General features: G+C 41.8%; 20 protein-coding genes. All 20 read right to left on the reverse strand.

The window, feature by feature from the left end:
- Positions 1 to 6: 6 nt before the first annotated feature.
- Entirely contained in the window at positions 7 to 1,317 is a 1,311-nt protein-coding gene (locus V7D18_RS26915) for a YhfT family protein (protein WP_426159071.1), read from the reverse strand.
- Positions 1,318 to 1,321: 4 nt separating this feature from the next.
- Positions 1,322 to 1,690 carry a DUF2620 domain-containing protein gene (locus V7D18_RS26920; RefSeq protein WP_426159073.1) on the reverse strand — a complete coding sequence of 123 codons (369 nt, stop codon included), beginning with the start codon at positions 1,688 to 1,690 and terminating at the stop codon, positions 1,322 to 1,324.
- Between the two features lie 56 nt (positions 1,691 to 1,746).
- On the reverse strand, positions 1,747 to 2,109 hold the full coding sequence (locus V7D18_RS26925; RefSeq protein WP_426159075.1) for a PRD domain-containing protein: 363 nt from the start codon (positions 2,107 to 2,109) through the stop codon (positions 1,747 to 1,749).
- Positions 2,110 to 2,171: 62 nt separating this feature from the next.
- Positions 2,172 to 3,107, reverse strand: a complete 936-nt coding sequence (gene yhfZ, locus V7D18_RS26930) for a GntR family transcriptional regulator YhfZ (protein WP_426159077.1) — start codon at positions 3,105 to 3,107, stop codon at positions 2,172 to 2,174.
- Between the two features lie 118 nt (positions 3,108 to 3,225).
- Positions 3,226 to 3,858: an AAA family ATPase gene (locus V7D18_RS26935; protein WP_426159079.1), complete on the reverse strand. Its 633-nt coding sequence runs from the start codon at positions 3,856 to 3,858 to the stop codon at positions 3,226 to 3,228.
- A 147-nt stretch (positions 3,859 to 4,005) separates the two neighbouring features.
- A complete protein-coding gene (locus V7D18_RS26940) occupies positions 4,006 to 4,920 on the reverse strand; it encodes an RluA family pseudouridine synthase (protein ID WP_426159081.1) in 915 nt (304 codons plus the stop codon).
- The gene (lspA, locus tag V7D18_RS26945) at positions 4,917 to 5,435 is read right to left on the reverse strand and encodes a signal peptidase II (protein WP_426159083.1); all 519 of its coding nucleotides are present in this window, start codon (positions 5,433 to 5,435) and stop codon (positions 4,917 to 4,919) included. Before lspA ends, V7D18_RS26940 begins: the two co-directional genes overlap by 4 nt.
- Before the next feature lie 9 nt (positions 5,436 to 5,444).
- Positions 5,445 to 6,533: a 3-dehydroquinate synthase gene (aroB, locus tag V7D18_RS26950; protein ID WP_426159085.1), complete on the reverse strand. Its 1,089-nt coding sequence runs from the start codon at positions 6,531 to 6,533 to the stop codon at positions 5,445 to 5,447.
- Between the two features lie 272 nt (positions 6,534 to 6,805).
- Positions 6,806 to 7,324 carry a cell division protein SepF gene (locus tag V7D18_RS26955; protein WP_314463312.1) on the reverse strand — a complete coding sequence of 173 codons (519 nt, stop codon included), beginning with the start codon at positions 7,322 to 7,324 and terminating at the stop codon, positions 6,806 to 6,808.
- Complete coding sequence (locus V7D18_RS26960; protein WP_426159087.1) at positions 7,321 to 8,025, reverse strand: YggS family pyridoxal phosphate-dependent enzyme; 705 nt, start codon at positions 8,023 to 8,025, stop codon at positions 7,321 to 7,323. The genes V7D18_RS26955 and V7D18_RS26960 overlap by 4 nt, the downstream gene beginning before the upstream one ends.
- 12 nt (positions 8,026 to 8,037) lie before the next feature.
- Positions 8,038 to 9,477 carry an HlyD family efflux transporter periplasmic adaptor subunit gene (locus V7D18_RS26965; RefSeq protein WP_426159089.1) on the reverse strand — a complete coding sequence of 480 codons (1,440 nt, stop codon included), beginning with the start codon at positions 9,475 to 9,477 and terminating at the stop codon, positions 8,038 to 8,040.
- Between the two features lie 146 nt (positions 9,478 to 9,623).
- Positions 9,624 to 10,043 carry a twitching motility protein PilT gene (locus V7D18_RS26970; RefSeq protein ID WP_104437445.1) on the reverse strand — a complete coding sequence of 140 codons (420 nt, stop codon included), beginning with the start codon at positions 10,041 to 10,043 and terminating at the stop codon, positions 9,624 to 9,626.
- 89 nt (positions 10,044 to 10,132) lie between these two features.
- Complete coding sequence (locus tag V7D18_RS26975) at positions 10,133 to 11,101, reverse strand: D-alanyl-D-alanine carboxypeptidase family protein (RefSeq protein WP_426159092.1); 969 nt, start codon at positions 11,099 to 11,101, stop codon at positions 10,133 to 10,135.
- Between the two features lie 15 nt (positions 11,102 to 11,116).
- Entirely contained in the window at positions 11,117 to 11,512 is a 396-nt protein-coding gene (gene mgsA, locus V7D18_RS26980; RefSeq protein ID WP_097004165.1) for a methylglyoxal synthase, read from the reverse strand.
- Positions 11,513 to 11,528: 16 nt separating this feature from the next.
- Positions 11,529 to 12,653, reverse strand: coding sequence for an FtsW/RodA/SpoVE family cell cycle protein (locus V7D18_RS26985; RefSeq protein WP_426159093.1), 1,125 nt, complete (start codon positions 12,651 to 12,653; stop codon positions 11,529 to 11,531).
- Between the two features lie 2 nt (positions 12,654 to 12,655).
- Positions 12,656 to 12,934, reverse strand: a complete 279-nt coding sequence (gene minE, locus V7D18_RS26990; protein WP_426159095.1) for a cell division topological specificity factor MinE — start codon at positions 12,932 to 12,934, stop codon at positions 12,656 to 12,658.
- 11 nt (positions 12,935 to 12,945) lie between these two features.
- A complete protein-coding gene (gene minD / locus V7D18_RS26995) occupies positions 12,946 to 13,737 on the reverse strand; it encodes a septum site-determining protein MinD (RefSeq protein WP_104437449.1) in 792 nt (263 codons plus the stop codon).
- A 35-nt stretch (positions 13,738 to 13,772) separates the two neighbouring features.
- Positions 13,773 to 14,438: a septum site-determining protein MinC gene (locus tag V7D18_RS27000; RefSeq protein ID WP_117415490.1), complete on the reverse strand. Its 666-nt coding sequence runs from the start codon at positions 14,436 to 14,438 to the stop codon at positions 13,773 to 13,775.
- A 20-nt stretch (positions 14,439 to 14,458) separates the two neighbouring features.
- Positions 14,459 to 17,323: a penicillin-binding transpeptidase domain-containing protein gene (locus V7D18_RS27005; RefSeq protein WP_426159097.1), complete on the reverse strand. Its 2,865-nt coding sequence runs from the start codon at positions 17,321 to 17,323 to the stop codon at positions 14,459 to 14,461.
- Positions 17,316 to 17,834 carry a rod shape-determining protein MreD gene (gene mreD, locus V7D18_RS27010; protein WP_426159099.1) on the reverse strand — a complete coding sequence of 173 codons (519 nt, stop codon included), beginning with the start codon at positions 17,832 to 17,834 and terminating at the stop codon, positions 17,316 to 17,318. Before mreD ends, V7D18_RS27005 begins: the two co-directional genes overlap by 8 nt.
- Positions 17,835 to 17,837: the final 3 nt, after the last annotated feature.

Here is a 17,837-nt window from a genome sequence, read left to right on the forward strand (position 1 = left end):
CCCTCTCTATTTCGCAACAGGAACTGCGATGAGTCCGATCAGGAGAAGCAGATTCATCAGTACACCAAATACAATACATGCTACCGGACCCACTGCAAGATCTACGATCGGCTTCCTGGATTTTTTATTTAACAGAAATGCTCCAATTACAAACAGAGCTCCAATTCCGGTGTATCCAGAGGCAGAAACAGACATCTTTTCCGCTGCCACAATTCCTCCTGCCAGCAGCGAAACCTCGAGAACCTTATTCATGGAGGTTCTTACATATTCACCCATGTCTTTCACACCTGGGAAACGATCCATGCCTTTTGCAAATATATTGATCAGATAAATTTCAGCAACCATAACTGCAAAACCAAGTATAAAGGCAACAATGGTATTCCCATGGAAAAATAATCCAACCACAAAAACAAACGTACATCCTGCCGCGCCATATACTCCGGTGACAATGGCAGTAGTAAATACAAGAGGAATAAAGCCAATTGCTCTTGCAAGTGCAGTTAAACCGGCGTTACTATACTCTTGCTTTGCCAACAGTGCTAATGAAGCCGGATCACCTGCTACAATGGAAAGACTGGTGCCTGCCGCAAGAAGTCCGCCCATAATTGCCAGCAGCAGCCATTTCTTGCGAATCCGGAGAATATTGCCTTCAAACCCCTGAGTAAGGACCTCATTGGTATTCTCTGTTCCTTTGCGTTGTGCTGCATAAACAATCATTAGTATCATTCCTGCCAGCATCGCCATGCCTTCCGCGTTTAAAGTTACCTTACCTGCTCCAAGAGCGAAAACTCCAAATTTCTTAATCAGATAATAAACCAGGATCGTGACACCACCAGCCGCCATTCCTTTCTTAAAACCATGCTGATAAGCAATACCAACCGCTGGAAAAATAGCAAATGATACTGTTATGTAACCAGACACACTTCCTAAATCACTTGTAAAGTTATACGGCAGATAGCCAAACAGTTTTACTATAAATTCAAGTCCTGCCAGAATCGCAGCACCATATACGGCTCCGATTGCAGCCGACAATATCATTCCGTTTCTGCTGTTACTGCAAAAGGAACCGATCATATCAGTTGTCAGCAATAAACAGTGAATTAGTATAATACTTGCCGCTATGGAAGTGGGAATGCCAAAGCCGATCACCAATCCAAAGCTGATGGCAAAGCTCATGGCAGCTAATTCCTTCCGGCTGATCTCCCCGTTAAAATACTGGCCTGCAATTGGACGAAAGCCATCATTAAATACTGCAATTCCCTGGTTGGAAAGAACGGAAGCCAACGCTCCTATTAATGTAATGACAATATATTTCATATTTTTATACCCCCTCTTTCTCACAAATCGCCTTTAACAGGACAGGAAGAACGTCTTCTTTATGCTGCGCTGTAAAACCAAAAGCCTTTTTTCCTTTATTAACCTCTTCTCTTATAAACTCCCCGCTTTTAATCTGACCCGGCATGGAAATAGTAGAGCAGGATTTAGAACCCAGCAGTGCCAGAGCCATTGCAAGTGCTCCGCCACCCCCTGTATTACAAGCCCCCACATAATAATCGTATTTCCCTTCCTTAATTCCCATCGCCCCATCAAGATCCCCCCTGATCTCAATTTCAGCCTTTCCGTTCATCAGCTGACTCACAAGGCTGGCGATTTCTTCCTTGTCAATCTGGCCCCCAACCACAATTTTCATTTTGCTGCCTCCTTTTTTCTCCTTTATATATAAATGCACTTTTGCATTAATACCCTCTAATATGTAAGTAAATTACACAAATGAACGGTCAGAAAATCCTTTTCTGATTGCGGAAACGGAATATCTGTTTCCTGTAAGAGTTCATCTCTAAGTGCCTGTGCCTGTTTATAAACAGGTTCACCCATAACACTTTTAAAAACCAGTGGGTCCAGAGGAATTTCATTTTCACCGCCCAAAATTCTCTGTCCTGCCATAGCCAGATGTGTAATGAACATTACCGCTTTCGTTTCTTCTAAATCAGGTACTTCCGACAGTATAAGCATGACAGCTTTTTTTGATAAATTGCCAGCTTCATTACAAATTACATGATTTTCTTCCAGAATGTTTATACGCTCCATCAAAAGTTCATTTAAATTCATAATTTTCTCCCCAAAAAATTCTAATATACAATATTTTGTACATTGATGAATGAAAAACCCAATTAAAAATAGGGTTCTCTTTTCTTTTCTCTTACATCACGTATAATAGTCATTACCTGTGCTGAATTTATATATTTCATCAGCATTGCTTTTAAACACTTTTCTTCTTTTCCAGTTACCAGAACAGCCGTCGAAAACAGGTTATTATAATCGGAATCATCTAAAAATGCCACTTTGAAAGAGTCATGCTTATTTTCCAGTATATCATCATAATTCCAGACTCCGGCATCAATGATTCCTTCTTTTAAAGCAGTTACAGTCTGTTGTGTTCTGATCGGAACCAGGACTACGTCCCTGCCATGAATGATATTTCTTGTGATGCAGCTCTGGTCTAGGGAATTGCTGTCATAAGCCACCCTCATCCCATCCTGAATGCTGTCAAATCTGGAATCAGCCAATAGCAGCACATGTCTGGAAAGAAAGCTTCCAGGACCAAAATTCATTGCTATTTCAATCTGCTTTCCTTCTTTTACGGATTGCTCTGCAGCAAACTGGGAGCATATTGCAAAATGATAAGTTCCGGATTCTACCAGTTCTATACGTCCTACTGCGCCTCTTGCATAAGCCATGTTAAAGTTCAAAGAATAAAACTGTTCATACATGGCAGTAGCCAATCCTTCATACGTCAATGAATACGGCAGCGGCATAATGCCAAGAATTCCCCTTGGCATACAATGCTCCTGTAATTTCTTATTATTCAGGGACATGATATAAGTCCCCTGGTGTCCATGGTTTTCCAAGACCACCGCATTGCTCTCCTTTAAACAGGCAAAAGCATTCTGTATAGTTCCCCGGGAAACTCCAAATCTTTCCTGATACTCTGATATAGGAAGAAGCCTGTCTCCTGCATTCCTTGACATTAAGTCAAGAGCCAGCATGCTCTTAGCTACTCCAGTTTTCTGATATAAATTTCCATACACCAGGTTCTTTACTGTCATTTCATCACGCTCTCATCAATTTACATTATTTTGTATATTCAAACAATACCACAATTAGCATATAATGTCAACGGACATTCCCTCTTTTCAAAGAAATGTCCGTTGACTCAACCAATTATTATTTTTTCCCCTGCATTTTCACATCAATGTACTTAAGTATAATATCGACTGCTCCATCTGCTCCAATCCGGCTTCGGTTGATGCATAAATCATAGCTTCTTACATCTCCCCACTTTTTGTTGGAATAGTAGTTATAATAGCTGGAACGCTTTTTATCTGTTTTCACCATGACTTCCTTCGCTTTTGCATCATCAATCTGATACAGTTCCTTTAAAGACTGGATCTTATCCTTATCATCCGCAGTAATAAATACCGAAACAAGATTGGGATTATCTGCCAGGGCGTAGTCCGCACATCTTCCTACAATGACACAGGACTCTTCCTCTGCCAGTTTCTTAATTGTATCAAACTGTGCCAGGAAAATCTTGTGATTAATGGGCATATCCATATAACCGGAACTTGATAGTCCAACATTATATGTATCCATAACAAGAGAATATAAAAAGCTGTTGGTTGGCTTTTCATCATGACTTTGAAATAACTCCTCACATAAACCACTATTTTTCGCAGCCAGAGCCAGTAATTCTTTATCATAGCACTTGATACCAAGCGCTTTTGCCAGCTTCTCACCAATGATCTTACCAGAACTTCCGCATTGTCTTCCAATTGCAATCACTAAGTTTTCACTCATATCGATCACTCCTTCCAGTTCTCTTATATTACTATTATACAACTAAATTTCTGAAAAATCCATATTTTATTCTATATTTAACAGTTATTTATGTCCTGGTTTTTTTATCAATTCTATTCTGAAAACAAAAAGCCACCTGGAATTGATCTAGGTGGCGCGCAACTTTCTTAGTAATTCTTCAAAATAATCGGGTAAAGGTGCATGAAATTCCATATATTCTCCTGTTGCAGGGTGAATAATACCTAATACTCCTGCATGCAGAGTCTGCCCAGTAAGCTTGTAAGGACTCTTTTGAGGGCCATAAACGAAATCTCCTAAAAGCGGATGACCAATGCTGGCCATATGAACGCGGATCTGGTGTGTCCGTCCAGTCTCCAGCTGGCATTCCACATAGGTAAACTGCTTAAAACGCTCTAAAACACGAAAATGAGTAATTGCTTCTCTTCCATTCTTTTCATTCACACTCATCTTCTTCCGGTCTATTGGATGGCGGCCGATGGGCGCATTGACCGTGCCTTCCTCTTCTTTCAGCACCCCATGTACAATTGCATAATATTTTCTCGTAATTGTATGATCTTTCAGCTGTTTGGCTATTAAATTGTGGGAGCTGTCATTTTTACAGACAATTAATACACCTGTGGTATCCATATCGATGCGGTGAACAATGCCTGGACGCATAACCCCGTTTATTCCTGATAAATCATCACGGCAATGGGCCATCAAAGCATTCACCAGTGTGCCGCTGTAATGGCCTGCGGCCGGGTGAACCACCATGCCTTTTGGCTTATTAATAAGAATAATATCCTTATCCTCATAAAGAATATCCAGATCCATCTCTTCCGGTTCAATCTCAGGCTCAACTGCATCAGGAACCGTTAACTGTATTCTGTCGCCAGCGCAGACTTTATAATTACTCTTTACCGTTTTTTCACCTACCAGAACCTTCTCATCCCTTAGAAGCTTTTGTAAATAAGATCTGGATATCTCCTGGTTACGGTCACTTAAATACTTGTCTATGCGGATTCCTGCTTCGCCTGTTTCCACAAAATATTCCTGATTCAAGCCTGTTCCTCCTTCTTTTTTAAAGACAGGCATTGTAAGTCTTCTTCCTTATAGTAAAATAAAAATAAGAGCAGAAAAAAGAACATGGAAACAGTAACATAACAGTCAGCTACATTAAATATAGGAAAGTCTATTAATTTAAAATATAAAAAGTCCACCACGTAGCCTCTTGTGAACCGGTCTATCATATTACCAACTGCACCTGCTGATAAAAACATGGCAATTAAATGTAACGGCAGATATTTTTTGGCCGCCGGCATCCGGCTGACGCAATAAACGGCACAGACTAATACCAATACAGCAATCAGAAGAAAAAAGTACTGTTTTCCCTGCAGCATGCCGAAAGCTGCCCCACGGTTTTCCGAATAATATAATTCAAATACTCCGCTCCATACGGAATAGGGCTTCTGGCCCATTAAATGTCTGACTGCAAGTAATTTCGTCCATTGATCCAATCCTATGGCACAAAAAAAGCCAATAAACATTCCAATGATTAAATATGATTTTTGTTTCATGAGTTCTCCTTAAGCTAAAATCCGGGCAAGCCCTTCTGTCATTTCCTCTTCGGTAACTGTTTTATCAACAAAGGCTTTGCCAATCTGCTCCAATAAGACAAAGCGGATAGCTCCCGAATCCATTTTTTTATCACTCTTCGTAGTTTTTACTATTTCAACCGGAGATAATCCAGTTACTGTAACCGGCATACGGTAACGTTTCATCAATTCTGAAAGTACAGGAATCTGATCTTCGTGGATGAGTCCTCTTTTTACAGAGATTGCCATAGCGGCAATGCACCCAAGGCCGACGCAATGTCCATGCAGGAGGCTGAAATCAGACAGTTTTTCAATGGCATGCCCCAATGTATGTCCCAGATTTAAAAGCGCACGTTCTCCCTGCTCAGTGGGATCCTTTTCCACCACATCACGCTTAATCCGGTTGCTGACTGTAACCATCTCACTTAAAATATCCAGATTACGGTTTTGTATTTCACTGCCATGATCAGACAGCCACTGATAGTAGGAAGCATCCCGAATCAGACCGTGCTTAATAACCTCACCCATGCCGGAAGAAAACTGCTCCTCCGATAATGTTTTTAATGAAGCGATGTTGGTATATACCAGCTTTGGCATGTGAAACGCACCGACCATATTTTTATAGGCGTCAAAATCAACACCTGTCTTTCCCCCGATACTTGAATCCACCTGTGAAAGGAGTGTGGTCGGCACCTGAATAAAGGAAATTCCCCTCAGATAAGTGGCCGCTGCGTATCCGCAAAGATCACCAACAACCCCGCCGCCTAATGCCAGCAGATAATCGTGTCTGTCAAACTGTTTAACAATGAGAGTCTCATATAACTTCCGCACTGTATCCAGATTCTTATGCTCTTCTCCTGCAGGGAAAATAAAGTATTCTGTTTTATGAAAGCAGCCGGAAATAATCTGTTCAACCTCATTCAGATAAAGAGGAGCTACGTTAGTATCTGTGACGATACAGACTTTACGCTCTCCTAAGTTCATTTTAGTCAGTTCTTCCTTTAAACCATCAAACGAAGCCTCCATCACTATGTCGTAAATAAAGGTACCGTCCAAATGTACCGGCATTCTGCTACCCATGCTGCTTTTCCTCCACTTCGTCTTATCATTATCCTCTATTATGAAATACCCTTCGGGTACCCCTCTATGTCCAAAAAGCATGGACAATAATATGGAACACCCTTCGGGCACCCCTTTATGTCCAGAAAACGTGGACAATAATATGGAAGAAAGCAAACAATTTTCCCTGAACTTCTTTTTTTCATTAGATTTTACAAAAAAGAAGCTGCTGATATGGAAAAATGCCTGCTTGTCCCATTAAGAGAAACCATTATTTTTTTGAAAAAAATCTGTTAAAGGCGTAAATTCATTCCGCCCATATCCAGACTTCCGCTGTTTAATAAATCCTGAAAATCACCGGAAAGCTCAACGGACTCCGGCGTTGCTATAAATATATAATTTGATATTTTCTGCAAATTACCATTCATGGAATAAGTAGCACCGGATGTAAAATCTATGATTCTCTGAGCTACCTCAGTATGAATTCCTTCCATATTAAGTACAACTGCCTTACCGGCAAGCATATGATCGCAAATTTCCTTCGCATCTTCAATAGAGGTAGGCTTAACCATGGAAACCTCCATTGTACGAGACTGCTTCATGGGAACTACCTTGGGAGAGCGTGATAAGAAACGGGGCTTTTGTTCATACTCCTCTTCATCGTAGTAATCATCTTCTGTCTTTTTGGAAAAGAGGGGTTTCTTCGCATGTTTATCGCTATCATCTTCATAGTCGTCATCTAAATAGTAATCGTCTTCATCATCTGTATCATTCAAGCGCATGCTATCCATCAATTTGCCTAAAATGCTCATACTTCATTCTCTCCAATCTTATATCTTGTACCAAAAATTCCGGTACCGACTCTTACCAGAGTAGCTCCTTCCTCTATGGCAATTTCATAGTCTCCAGTCATACCCATTGAGAGCATATTCATATTAACATTATCAATGTTTTTCCTTTGCATGTCAACATAAAATTTATTTAATTTTTTAAAAACAGGACGATTTTGCTCAGAATTTTCTACAAAAGGTGCAATAGTCATGAGTCCTTTTATACTTATATGGGGAAAAAGAGAAATATGGCGAATCGCCTGTTCTGTCTCCTCCAAATGAAAACCAAACTTGGATTCCTCTTTAGCAGCGTTCACTTCCAGGAGTATATCCACACAGATCTGTTTCTTTGCTGCTTCTTCCTCGATCTGCTCTGCCAGCCTGACAGAGTCAACACTGTGTATCAGCACAGCTTTGTCAATCACTTGTTTTACCTTATTGCGCTGTAAATGACCAATCATGTGCCAGCGAATATCGTCAGGAAGCAGCTCATATTTATCACAAAGCTCCTGGACTTTATTTTCTCCAAAATCACGGACTCCTGCCTCATAGGCGTCAGTAATCATCTCAGCAGGCTTTGTTTTGCTGACAGCTATTAAAGTAACCTCTTTCGGGTCCCGTCCGCATCTTTTGCATGCCTCTTCTATTCGGTTTTGTACTATTAAAAGATTTTCTTTTACCAAGTTTATCACCTCTTATTTATAAATCAATTCTCCCTCATTGACAGATTCTGCATTGAGAACAATATGGTCATATACAGCAAGTCCATATGTCATATTCTTCTTAACCGTATAATATTCATCATTGGAAACCAGGACATCAATCTGCTTAAAAACAGCATATCCCTTATTTATGTTATAAACTCCCTGAAGGGAATTGCTGGCCCCGATCTGATAGCGTTCTGTAGAATTGGGTTTTACTATATAATCCCCAGCCTTAAAGCCGTCAGCCTGATCCATCTCTATGTAATAATTATTCCCCTCAGAATAATAGATTTCTGTGGGAACAAATACCACGGAAGTTCCCGATTCCGAATAGACCTCTTTATTAAAACCGGTATCAGAGCTGTCACCGCCCTGAGTCATATAGTCCATGGGAACCAGATAAAAGTCCTTCTTTGTCACAGCTGTCACAGGGATTTTAAGTCCGTCAACCCGGTCTGAAACAATTTCAAAATTTACGTAACGATCTGAAACAAACTGCACCATATATTTGTCTAAGTCAAGCTTGCCAAAGCTTTTCCCATCTGTTCCAGTCATTACGGAAAAGCTTCCTGTAGCTTTTAAATCACGGCCGGAAAATCCCACAGTCAGATTCTTTTTATCTCCATAAGCTTTTATATCATCCTCTGACATGGGAAATACCACCGACCACTGATCGGAGGTAATAGTTTTATAGACTGGCGCTCCTTTTTCAATCAGCTTTCCTGATTGTGTCTTGCTTTTTGTATAGCTGCTGCGGTCAAAAACGGCTTCAGAAATTGCCGAAGGCTGCAATCCTTCATAAGAATCCACACCATAGGACACGATCCCTGCCTGATCGGCTTTCACCTGTTCAAAACTGATCCCTGCCTCATCCATCATACTTCCCAGATTATCCAGGGCATTAAGATTCATATATTCCATTACTTCAGCTTCCAGTGTATATTTTGTATCATATACAGAACGAAACTGGTTATTGTCATAAGTAAGGCTGAATGCGGTCAGCTGTTTTTTTAATTCTGCAAGATTCTCCGAAGTCAATGTTACATTGTCCTGTGAATGCTCTGCAAGAAACGTAGTAATGCTTCCGGTCTCGTCAATGGAATAAACTCTTGTCCCGGCAGCTGCCCGTTTCCCTTCCCGCACATAATAATTCACATAGCCGGAACGGTCTGCGTTTTTCACTTCTTCCTGTCTAAGTATAATTCCCGTATAATCTTTACTGTTAACAATACTGCCTTCCTGCACTTCATAAAACTGCACCTTGTCTCTGCGTGCATAGGTAATTACACTAAAGACCATATATACGAAAATCAGAGCAAAAATAATCATACCAACATTGATGTTCAGAGGCCGCCGATAGCGGATGATCTTTTTGTTTTTTTTAGGATGTACAGCCTTCTTTGATGGCTGTGTTGCCTTTTGTTTAGCCAACCTGACGCCTCCTTTCCCTTTTAGCTATTATAAAAGGAAAATTTAAAAAATTCAAGCAAAACATGGAAGCCGTGTAAATGCCTTCCATTTCTTATTCACAAAATAATAAAGGGGACTGGCACGCAGTCCCCGATTCCTATCTATGATTATAATGAAACAACCACATTAGCCCTGGTGTTCCCCGGTATATTCTCCGCATCAACAGAAACGCTGAGAACGAAGGTAATATGATACTTTTCACCAATCTTTTCCAAAGTCGCTATGGTTTCTGATATGTCTTCTCCCTCCAGGCAGGCCAGCTTTAAAAAGCTGTCAAAGAACATCATCTCCAAATCATGATCCTGAGATATGATACCACAGATAAAACCAATAAATCCTTCGCTTGAAGTAATCGGATACTCATTGACATTAATGAGACGGATCTTGTTACTTAACTCGTACATATGCTTCGAACTTTTGTCCAAATATACAATAGAGCCCTTTGAGTCTTTTACTGCGGAATTAGCTCTGTCTAACAGATGCTTTGTTTTCCCCTTACCCTTTTTTCCTGCTATTATCTGCACCATAGCACTCTCCTCCTTGCGTTATATGATTTGTATAAAAAGTCTATTCGGATTAATATAATTATAGTACAAATTCATAAGAAAGGCAATCACTATTCTACAATTTTATTCAGGATATTTGACATGTTATCATAAAGTCCGGCATGATCCGGGGCCTTTAAAACGACTGAAATATACTCTTTTTTCGAAGTATCTGAACTCCCCATAATAAGACAGCTTCCAGCTGAAAGTGTGGTTCCGGTTTTGCCTCCCAGGACTGTAAGTCCCTCCGGAGTCTTGCGCTCCCCTGTCATATACCAGTTGGTACCCTTCCAGGTGGCGTTTACCGTCTTGCCGTCACTTCCCTGATAAGATGTCTTATACTGGACCGTACCGATTATCTTGCGGAATTCCGGGTATTTTAAAGCTTCATTGAATATTAAATACAGGTCGTAAGCTGTTGTATAGTGATCTTCATCACTGAGTCCATGGGGATTTACAAAATGTGTCCCAGTCGCTCCAAGCTTCTTCGCCTCGTCATTCATCATCTGGGCAAACTGATCAACACTTCCCGCCATATTCACAGCGATAGCAGCACCTGCGTCATTCCCGGACGGAATCATAAGACCATATAAAAGCTGTTCCATGGTCAGCTTATCTCCTGGTTTTATTCCGCATAAACTGGCACCTGATTCCTTAATCACAGCATCCTTCGTTACTGTCACCTCATCCGAGAGATTCCCGTACTTAACTGCCAAAAGCGCAGTCATAGTCTTGGTAATACTGGCAGGATATAATTTCTCAAAAGGATTCTTTGCAAATAATACAGTATTATCAGACAAATCAAATACAGCGGCAGCTTCTGCTGTCACTGAGTCATCTGAATCAGGAGTATCTTTCGATACTACACAAAGATCATGGGCAAAGGTTTCCGATTTACCAGCCACAGAAGAAGACTGGTAAAGGGCGGTCCTTTCAGAAAACACATAAGGATTGTCAAGTTTATGAAAACCGGCGCAGCCCGACAGGTAAAGTGTGCTTAAGATGATGCAGCCTGATGTCACAAAAACTCTTCTTTTCACTTATATCTACCTCTGTTATTTATACATCTCTCGCCATTCCAGATCACCGCGCTCCAGAGATTTAATCAATAATTCTGCTGTGGCGAGATTGGTTGCAAGAGGGATGTTGTGCATATCACAGGTTCTCATGATATTTACGATATCCGGTTCATGTGATTTCTGTGTCAGAGGATCTCTTAAGAAAATCACAAGGTCGATCTCGTTGTGCTCAATCTGGGATCCTAACTGCTGTTCTCCTCCCAGATGACCTGCCAGATATTTATGAACATTTAAGTTCGTAACTTCCTCAATCAAACGTCCCGTTGTTCCTGTTGCATATAACATATGCTTACTTAAAATACCTCTGTACGCAATGCAGAAATTCTGCATCAGCTTTTTCTTTGAATCATGAGCAACTAGTCCTATATTCATAACGATATACCTCCTTTTAATTACCGATTTTGCGTTGCAGTCCAACGTTCAGCACCAGACCCATTCCCATAAAAATACTGATTAAAGAGCTCACTCCGGAACTGACAAAGGGAAGCGGCAGACCTGTATTTGGAAAGATCTGTGTCGCTACCGCGATGTTGGAAAAAGCCTGGAAACCGATCAGGGCTGCCATACCGGTGCAAATCAGCCTGCCGGACATGTCTTTTGCTTTGGATGCAGTATAAAGACATTCAAATACAACCAGTCCAATAAGAGCAATGACAATCACACTGCCTCGAAATCCCATCTCTTCTCCGATAATAGCGAAGATAAAATCCGTTTCACCGGCCGATAAAAAGTTTCCGTCTTTCACAGAAGCAATGGTTGTATTAAAAAGTCCCTTTCCCTGAAGCTGTCCGGAACTGATTGCCATAATTGAATTCTTTTGCTGGTATAAGTTTTCCGCATACTGTTCCGCATGAGGATAAATCCACGCAAGGATACGCCGCGCCTGATAATCGTGTATGAAAGGAATTAAGCCCTTCGTCAGCAGAAATATAAACAGCATGCCTGCCGGCACCGCGACTGCCAGAACACCGCCGATCCATCGGTAACTGATTCCGGCTGAGAACACCATACACAGTATGATGACGGTAACAACCAGACTGGTAGATAAATTGGGTTCTGCAAAAATAAGACCTATGGGAAATGCCGCAAGCAACGCAGCCAGCCCCACCATAACAGGCGTATTCATCCTTTCCTGGTATTTATTCCAATACCAGGAAAAGAATACGATAAGTCCGATTTTCACAAATTCAGAAGGCTGGATCCGCCCGATGCCCGGGATGTTGATCCATCTGGTCGCGCCTCCTGCGGTATGTCCCATGACAAGAACCGCTCCCAGTAGTAGGATGCAAAGTCCATAAACCAGAACATAAAGCTTAACGAGCTTACGATAGTCTATGATGGAAAGCCCGATTGCCAGTGCAAATCCCACCATTACGCCGATAATCTGTTTTGTCACAATACCTGAATCCTGGTTGGAGGCGCTTGCCACCACTAAAATTCCAATCACAGCCAGTGACAGCATGTACAAAACTAACCGGTAATTATAATATTTAAAATTGTAGTCAGAAAACATAGTCAGTATATCCCCTTGTCAGGTACATCGCGAATAGGGATGTTTGCATAAAGCACCGGTGTAAAACGTTCACAATCCGGTTGCTTTAATTTTTTCATCTGTATCTCTATTCTGTCGGAATCAATATCCATGTATCGTGAAATAACACGGATCATATCGTCTTTTATCATCTGCATGATCTCAGGAGAACAGTCAGCCTTGTCCGCAACCAGCAAAAGTTTCAGACGATTTCTTGCAATTTCTCCTGAATTCTTCTTACGGAATACAGGAAACAGGCTCATATCAGACCCCCCTATGCTCTCTTTAAGAGATGCGAGAGTCGAAAGAACAGACCTTCCCGTACCGCTGGATTCTGAATCGGAATATTCTCACCGATGATTCTCCTGCATACGTCCATATAGGCCTGTCCGGCTGGAGTCCCCATGCCTACCAGAGGCTCCCCCTGATTGGAGGAAATGACAATATCCTCGTCATCCGGAACAGCACCGATAATATCGATGGCCAGAATGTCCATGACATCATCAAGAGACATCATATCTCCCCTTTTCACCATATCGGCCCGGATCCTGTTCACAATCAGTTCAATGCTGCCCATATCGGCAGCTTCCAAAAGACCAATAATCCGGTCTGCATCCCGGATTGCGGACACCTCCGGAGTTGTTACAACAATGGCTCTGTCAGCACCTGCTATTGCGTTCTGAAAGCCCTGTTCAATTCCGGCCGGACAATCTAACAGAATATAATCAAAATCATCTCTTAAATCATCCACCAGTTTCACCATCTGCCCAGGCGTAACTGCAGTCTTGTCCCGCGTCTGCGCTGATGGAAGTAAAAATAAGTTCGGGTATCTTTTGTCTTTAATCAGGGCCTGCTTCATACGGCAGTTTCCCTCTACCACGTCTACAAGATTATAGACAATGCGGTTTTCCAGACCCATAACCACGTCTAAGTTCCGAAGCCCGATATCTGTATCTATCAGGACTACCTTCTTACCCAGAATCGCCAGTCCGGTACCAACATTGGCAGAAGTTGTCGTCTTGCCTACCCCGCCTTTTCCAGAAGTGATTACGATGATCTCGCTCATACCATATCCTCCTGTTTTTTATACCTCATTCTATTTTACCTTAATTTTCGGAATATTTCCACACTTTTTTTCATTGGTTTTATCAGGACTTTATTATTTTCCAGATATGCCTTCATTGGTCCGCGTCCAAGACGGCGGCCTCTGCCGTCAAGTCCTGAGGTACAATCTGCAATTCTCAGCTGGGAAGGTGCCATTTCAAGCGCTGTAATCAGCGCACCCTTATTTCCCGCCACACCTGCACAAACAGTGCCGGAAAGCTTTCCAAGAACAACTACATTCCCCTTTGCCATAACTTTTGCACCCTTCAGGACATCCCCGATGATCACAATGCTTGCCTCTGATTCCAAAGTCTCTCCATTTTGTAAATTGCCTTTGAAAAACTGGCCTGTCTGACAGGAAAGTTCCATCAGTTTCTCATTAAGTGCTTTTTCGCACCTCTTCATACGGTTTGCATCGGTATCCACCAGGCAGATAATTTCCACATTGGAATTTTCCGTAATCTGGTTTATAACAGCGAATTCTTCTTCGGGTGTAACTTCTCTGCCTTCGATTGTCAGAGTCATTTGTGCGGATCCCCAGAACTTGGCATGATCTCCGAATTTCTTCCCAATGTCAGAAAGAAGCTGAGGGAAGGGGATATCCGGATCCAGGATAACAGTCATACCTGCTTTGTTGCTTTTTATTACTACGGTATCATGCATCATATCACCTCTTATCCTCGTTAGTCGCGAATGTTGACCTTTGCTGCATCCAGGGCGCCTGCGTTTACAATGGATTCTAAGTCTATATAGCCATAATAATACTTATAGACATTTTTCGCAATGTTGGCGGCGTTCGATGATGAATAGCCATACGGAATATTCACTGTTACACAGATTTCCGGATTGTCATATGGCGCATAAGAAATGAAGAACGCATGATTCGGCTTATTGCGGGCCTCCTGGGCAGTTCCCGTCTTACCGGCAATCTCCACTTCAAGGTCAGCAAATAATCTCTTTGTCGAACCGTTAGCAATCACCTCTCTCATTCCCTGTTGTACAGTATCCCACGTTGAGCCCGCCGCGTCAATATGAGAAGAAATCTCAGGGGTATAATCTTTGATCAGATTACCTTCAGAATCCGTTGTTTTATCAAGTAAACTCAGTTCAAAAACAGTTCCCCTGTTTGCTATGGCAGCCACATACCTTGACAGCTGGACATTGGTATAAGCGTGGCTTCCCTGTCCCATGGCGGACCGTTCCGGCGCTTCTTTGGAAATCTGAGGATCCAGCTCCCCAATCTCCACACCGGATTTGTGGTCAAGTCCAAATTTTGATGCATATTTCCGCAAAACATCCAGTCCCAAATCCGGAGTATAGATTCCGCTGCCATCTGTGGAAAGGCGGTGTCCTAAATCCGCGAAGAAATAGTTGCAGGAGTTTTCAATTCCCCCCACGATATTAAGCGGACCATGGTGACCCGAATAGATCCAGCACTTAATGGGAGGTTCCACATCTGTATAAATTCCTGTACAGTTAATCGTCTCATCTGCAGTGATCGCATGCTCTTCAAGAGCAGCTACTGCCGTAATCGGCTTGAACGTAGAACCCGGCGCTTTTCGCGTCTGTGTGGCATTGTTATAAAGGGGAAGGGATAAATCCGCCTGAAGCTGGCTGAAATAAGAGCCATCCCCGATCCGGTTGTTATCGTATCCAGGATAAGACACCAGTGCAAGAACCTCTCCTGTTTTATCATTGGTCACTACCACTCCTGCGTTACAGGGTGACAATGCCAGCTGAGCCGGAGTGATTTCAAGCGCAGACAGCTTTTTTAGAAGAAAGTTGTAAGCATCTTTCGTTGCTCTCAATTCAGCAATGTCCTGTTCATTTTCCTTTAATACGCCCTGATCATATAAAGCCAGACAAAGTTCCTGTCCGGTAATAGTATCATTATTGATTAAATACCGGTATATCTTCTTGGTGAAATTTCTGTCCTCTTCCAGTTTGCCCAGCACATAATTTACCAGTGCTTCAAACGTATCATCTGCGCTGGAATATTTGGTATCTGTCTCCAGTTTTGTCGTATCAACCCAGCCGTTTGCAATTCCATAATAAAGATAATCCCTTAAGCTGATCTCATCTGATTTCCACGCCTTAAATTCATCACTGGTTGTATCCATGGCCCCTTCTTTAATAATTCCCACTGTGGGACCGGAAAGATAGCTGTAAATATAGAACATATAGGCTTTCGTATCTTCCGGAAGATTTTTCATATCCGTTGCATGAGGACTCATGAGTTCGTTTCGCAGACCGTTAAATATCTGCTTCTGGGAAGCTTCATACTTCCGGTATATGTTTTTCTCGGTATCTGACGCATCCTCTGCCTCAATATCCCTTAAAGACAGGACATTGTTATTAATCAGCTGAAAATAAGCATCTTTTACCGGAATTTTCATATTGGATCCGTCAGTCGTGCTGCCCGCCTGATAGTCTCCATTAACTATGGTTTTAATCAAAACGCCTGCAAGAGACTGCTCGATCAGATGATAAATCCCTTTTTGAAGATCTGCATCCAGCGTTAAATAAACATCATTGCCAGCCAAAGCATCCGTCTCGTCCTTGGTTTCCCGGATTCTGCCTACACTGTCTTTGTAGATGGTCTTTTTCCCTTTGGTTCCCTGCAGATCGTGCTCCATGGTATACTCAATGCCTGTACGGCCTACAATATCATTGATATCATAGTCATCTTTACGGCTCTGGAGGTTTTCCAGCTGTTCCTCCGGAACCTTTCCGGTATATCCGATCACAGGGGCAAAGGGAACACTGTTATTATAGGCACGGATTGTTGTCTCTTCTACCGTAACTCCCTGCATATCTCCAATGTGTTCCAGAATATCAGCCACCGTTTCATCAGATACTTCCGTGGCTACTTCCGTCGCCTCATACTTCCGGTACAGCATAAGACGCAGAGCATATTTTATATTTATAATATCCAGCGCCTCCTGATCCGTAACAGATATGGCTGCGCCGTCAGAATTTTTTAAACTGTTTAATCCGTTATCCTCACAGATCTGTTCAAATAATTCCCTGGCACTTAAATTGGAAGGATAAAGGCCCTTTTCGTCATCTAAATCCTCCACTTTTTTCAGGCCGTAATAATCACGTAGAAAACGTTTCCTTGCGGATTCAGAAGAAGAAGTATAAACCATATCGCCATTGGAATCAACAGCTATTTCAAATTTACCCTGTACGGTCTCTCCATGCTTTCTAAGAATCTGCACCAGTCTTAAATACATGCGGTTTTTATCATCCGAATTCTTATAGGCTCCAGTATCCTGAATCATAACAGAATAGGCCAGTTTATTATATGCCAGCACCTTTCCGGTTCTGTCATAGATGTTCCCTCTGGTACCTGCAGTCGTAATGGTCTGCTCGGTAAGCTGTAAATAATCATTCAGCGCTTTTTCACCATGAATGATCTGCATATTAAAAAGCTTATGAACCAGTCCGGTATACATGGCAAAGCAGATGATCGCAAGAATAAAAAGACGGGATGATGCCGCTTTCCTGATTAAATCTCTTATGATCTCCAACAATTCCCTAAACAATAGTCGAATCACCTCTTTTTTCAATCTCTTCCAAATGACGGTTCATAATCAGGAATACCCGATAAAGAAGAAGCGTGGTTACAACGGTAAAAATAATCTCCGGCAGGACCAGATTAATAAAATAAAAACCAATCCTCAGTTTCTGCCGGATTAAAAAGCGGAACACGTAGATATATAAATTGTATGCCAGTTCGTTTAAAACACTCAGAATTAATGGCAGCGTTATATAGTCTTCATAGTAATACCTGGTACATATTCCGTTAGCATATCCCATAAAGATGAAAATCAGGGTATAAAAACCAAAGGGTCCGCTGTAAAACAAATCCATAAGAAGACCTGATAAAAGGCCATAATACATCCCGGCTTCTTTCCCATGCATAAACCCAAAGGAAAATGTAAGAATTAAAAGCAGATTGGGTGCAGCCGATAAAAATGGAAGCAGGGGGAATATGCAGTTTTGAATGGTAAATGCCAGTATAATCAGCAGTACGTTGAATAAAATCCGTCTCATGTT

The sequence above is a fragment of the Lacrimispora sp. 38-1 genome, from assembly GCF_049890855.1.
In the GTDB taxonomy this organism is placed as follows: domain Bacteria; phylum Bacillota; class Clostridia; order Lachnospirales; family Lachnospiraceae; genus Lacrimispora.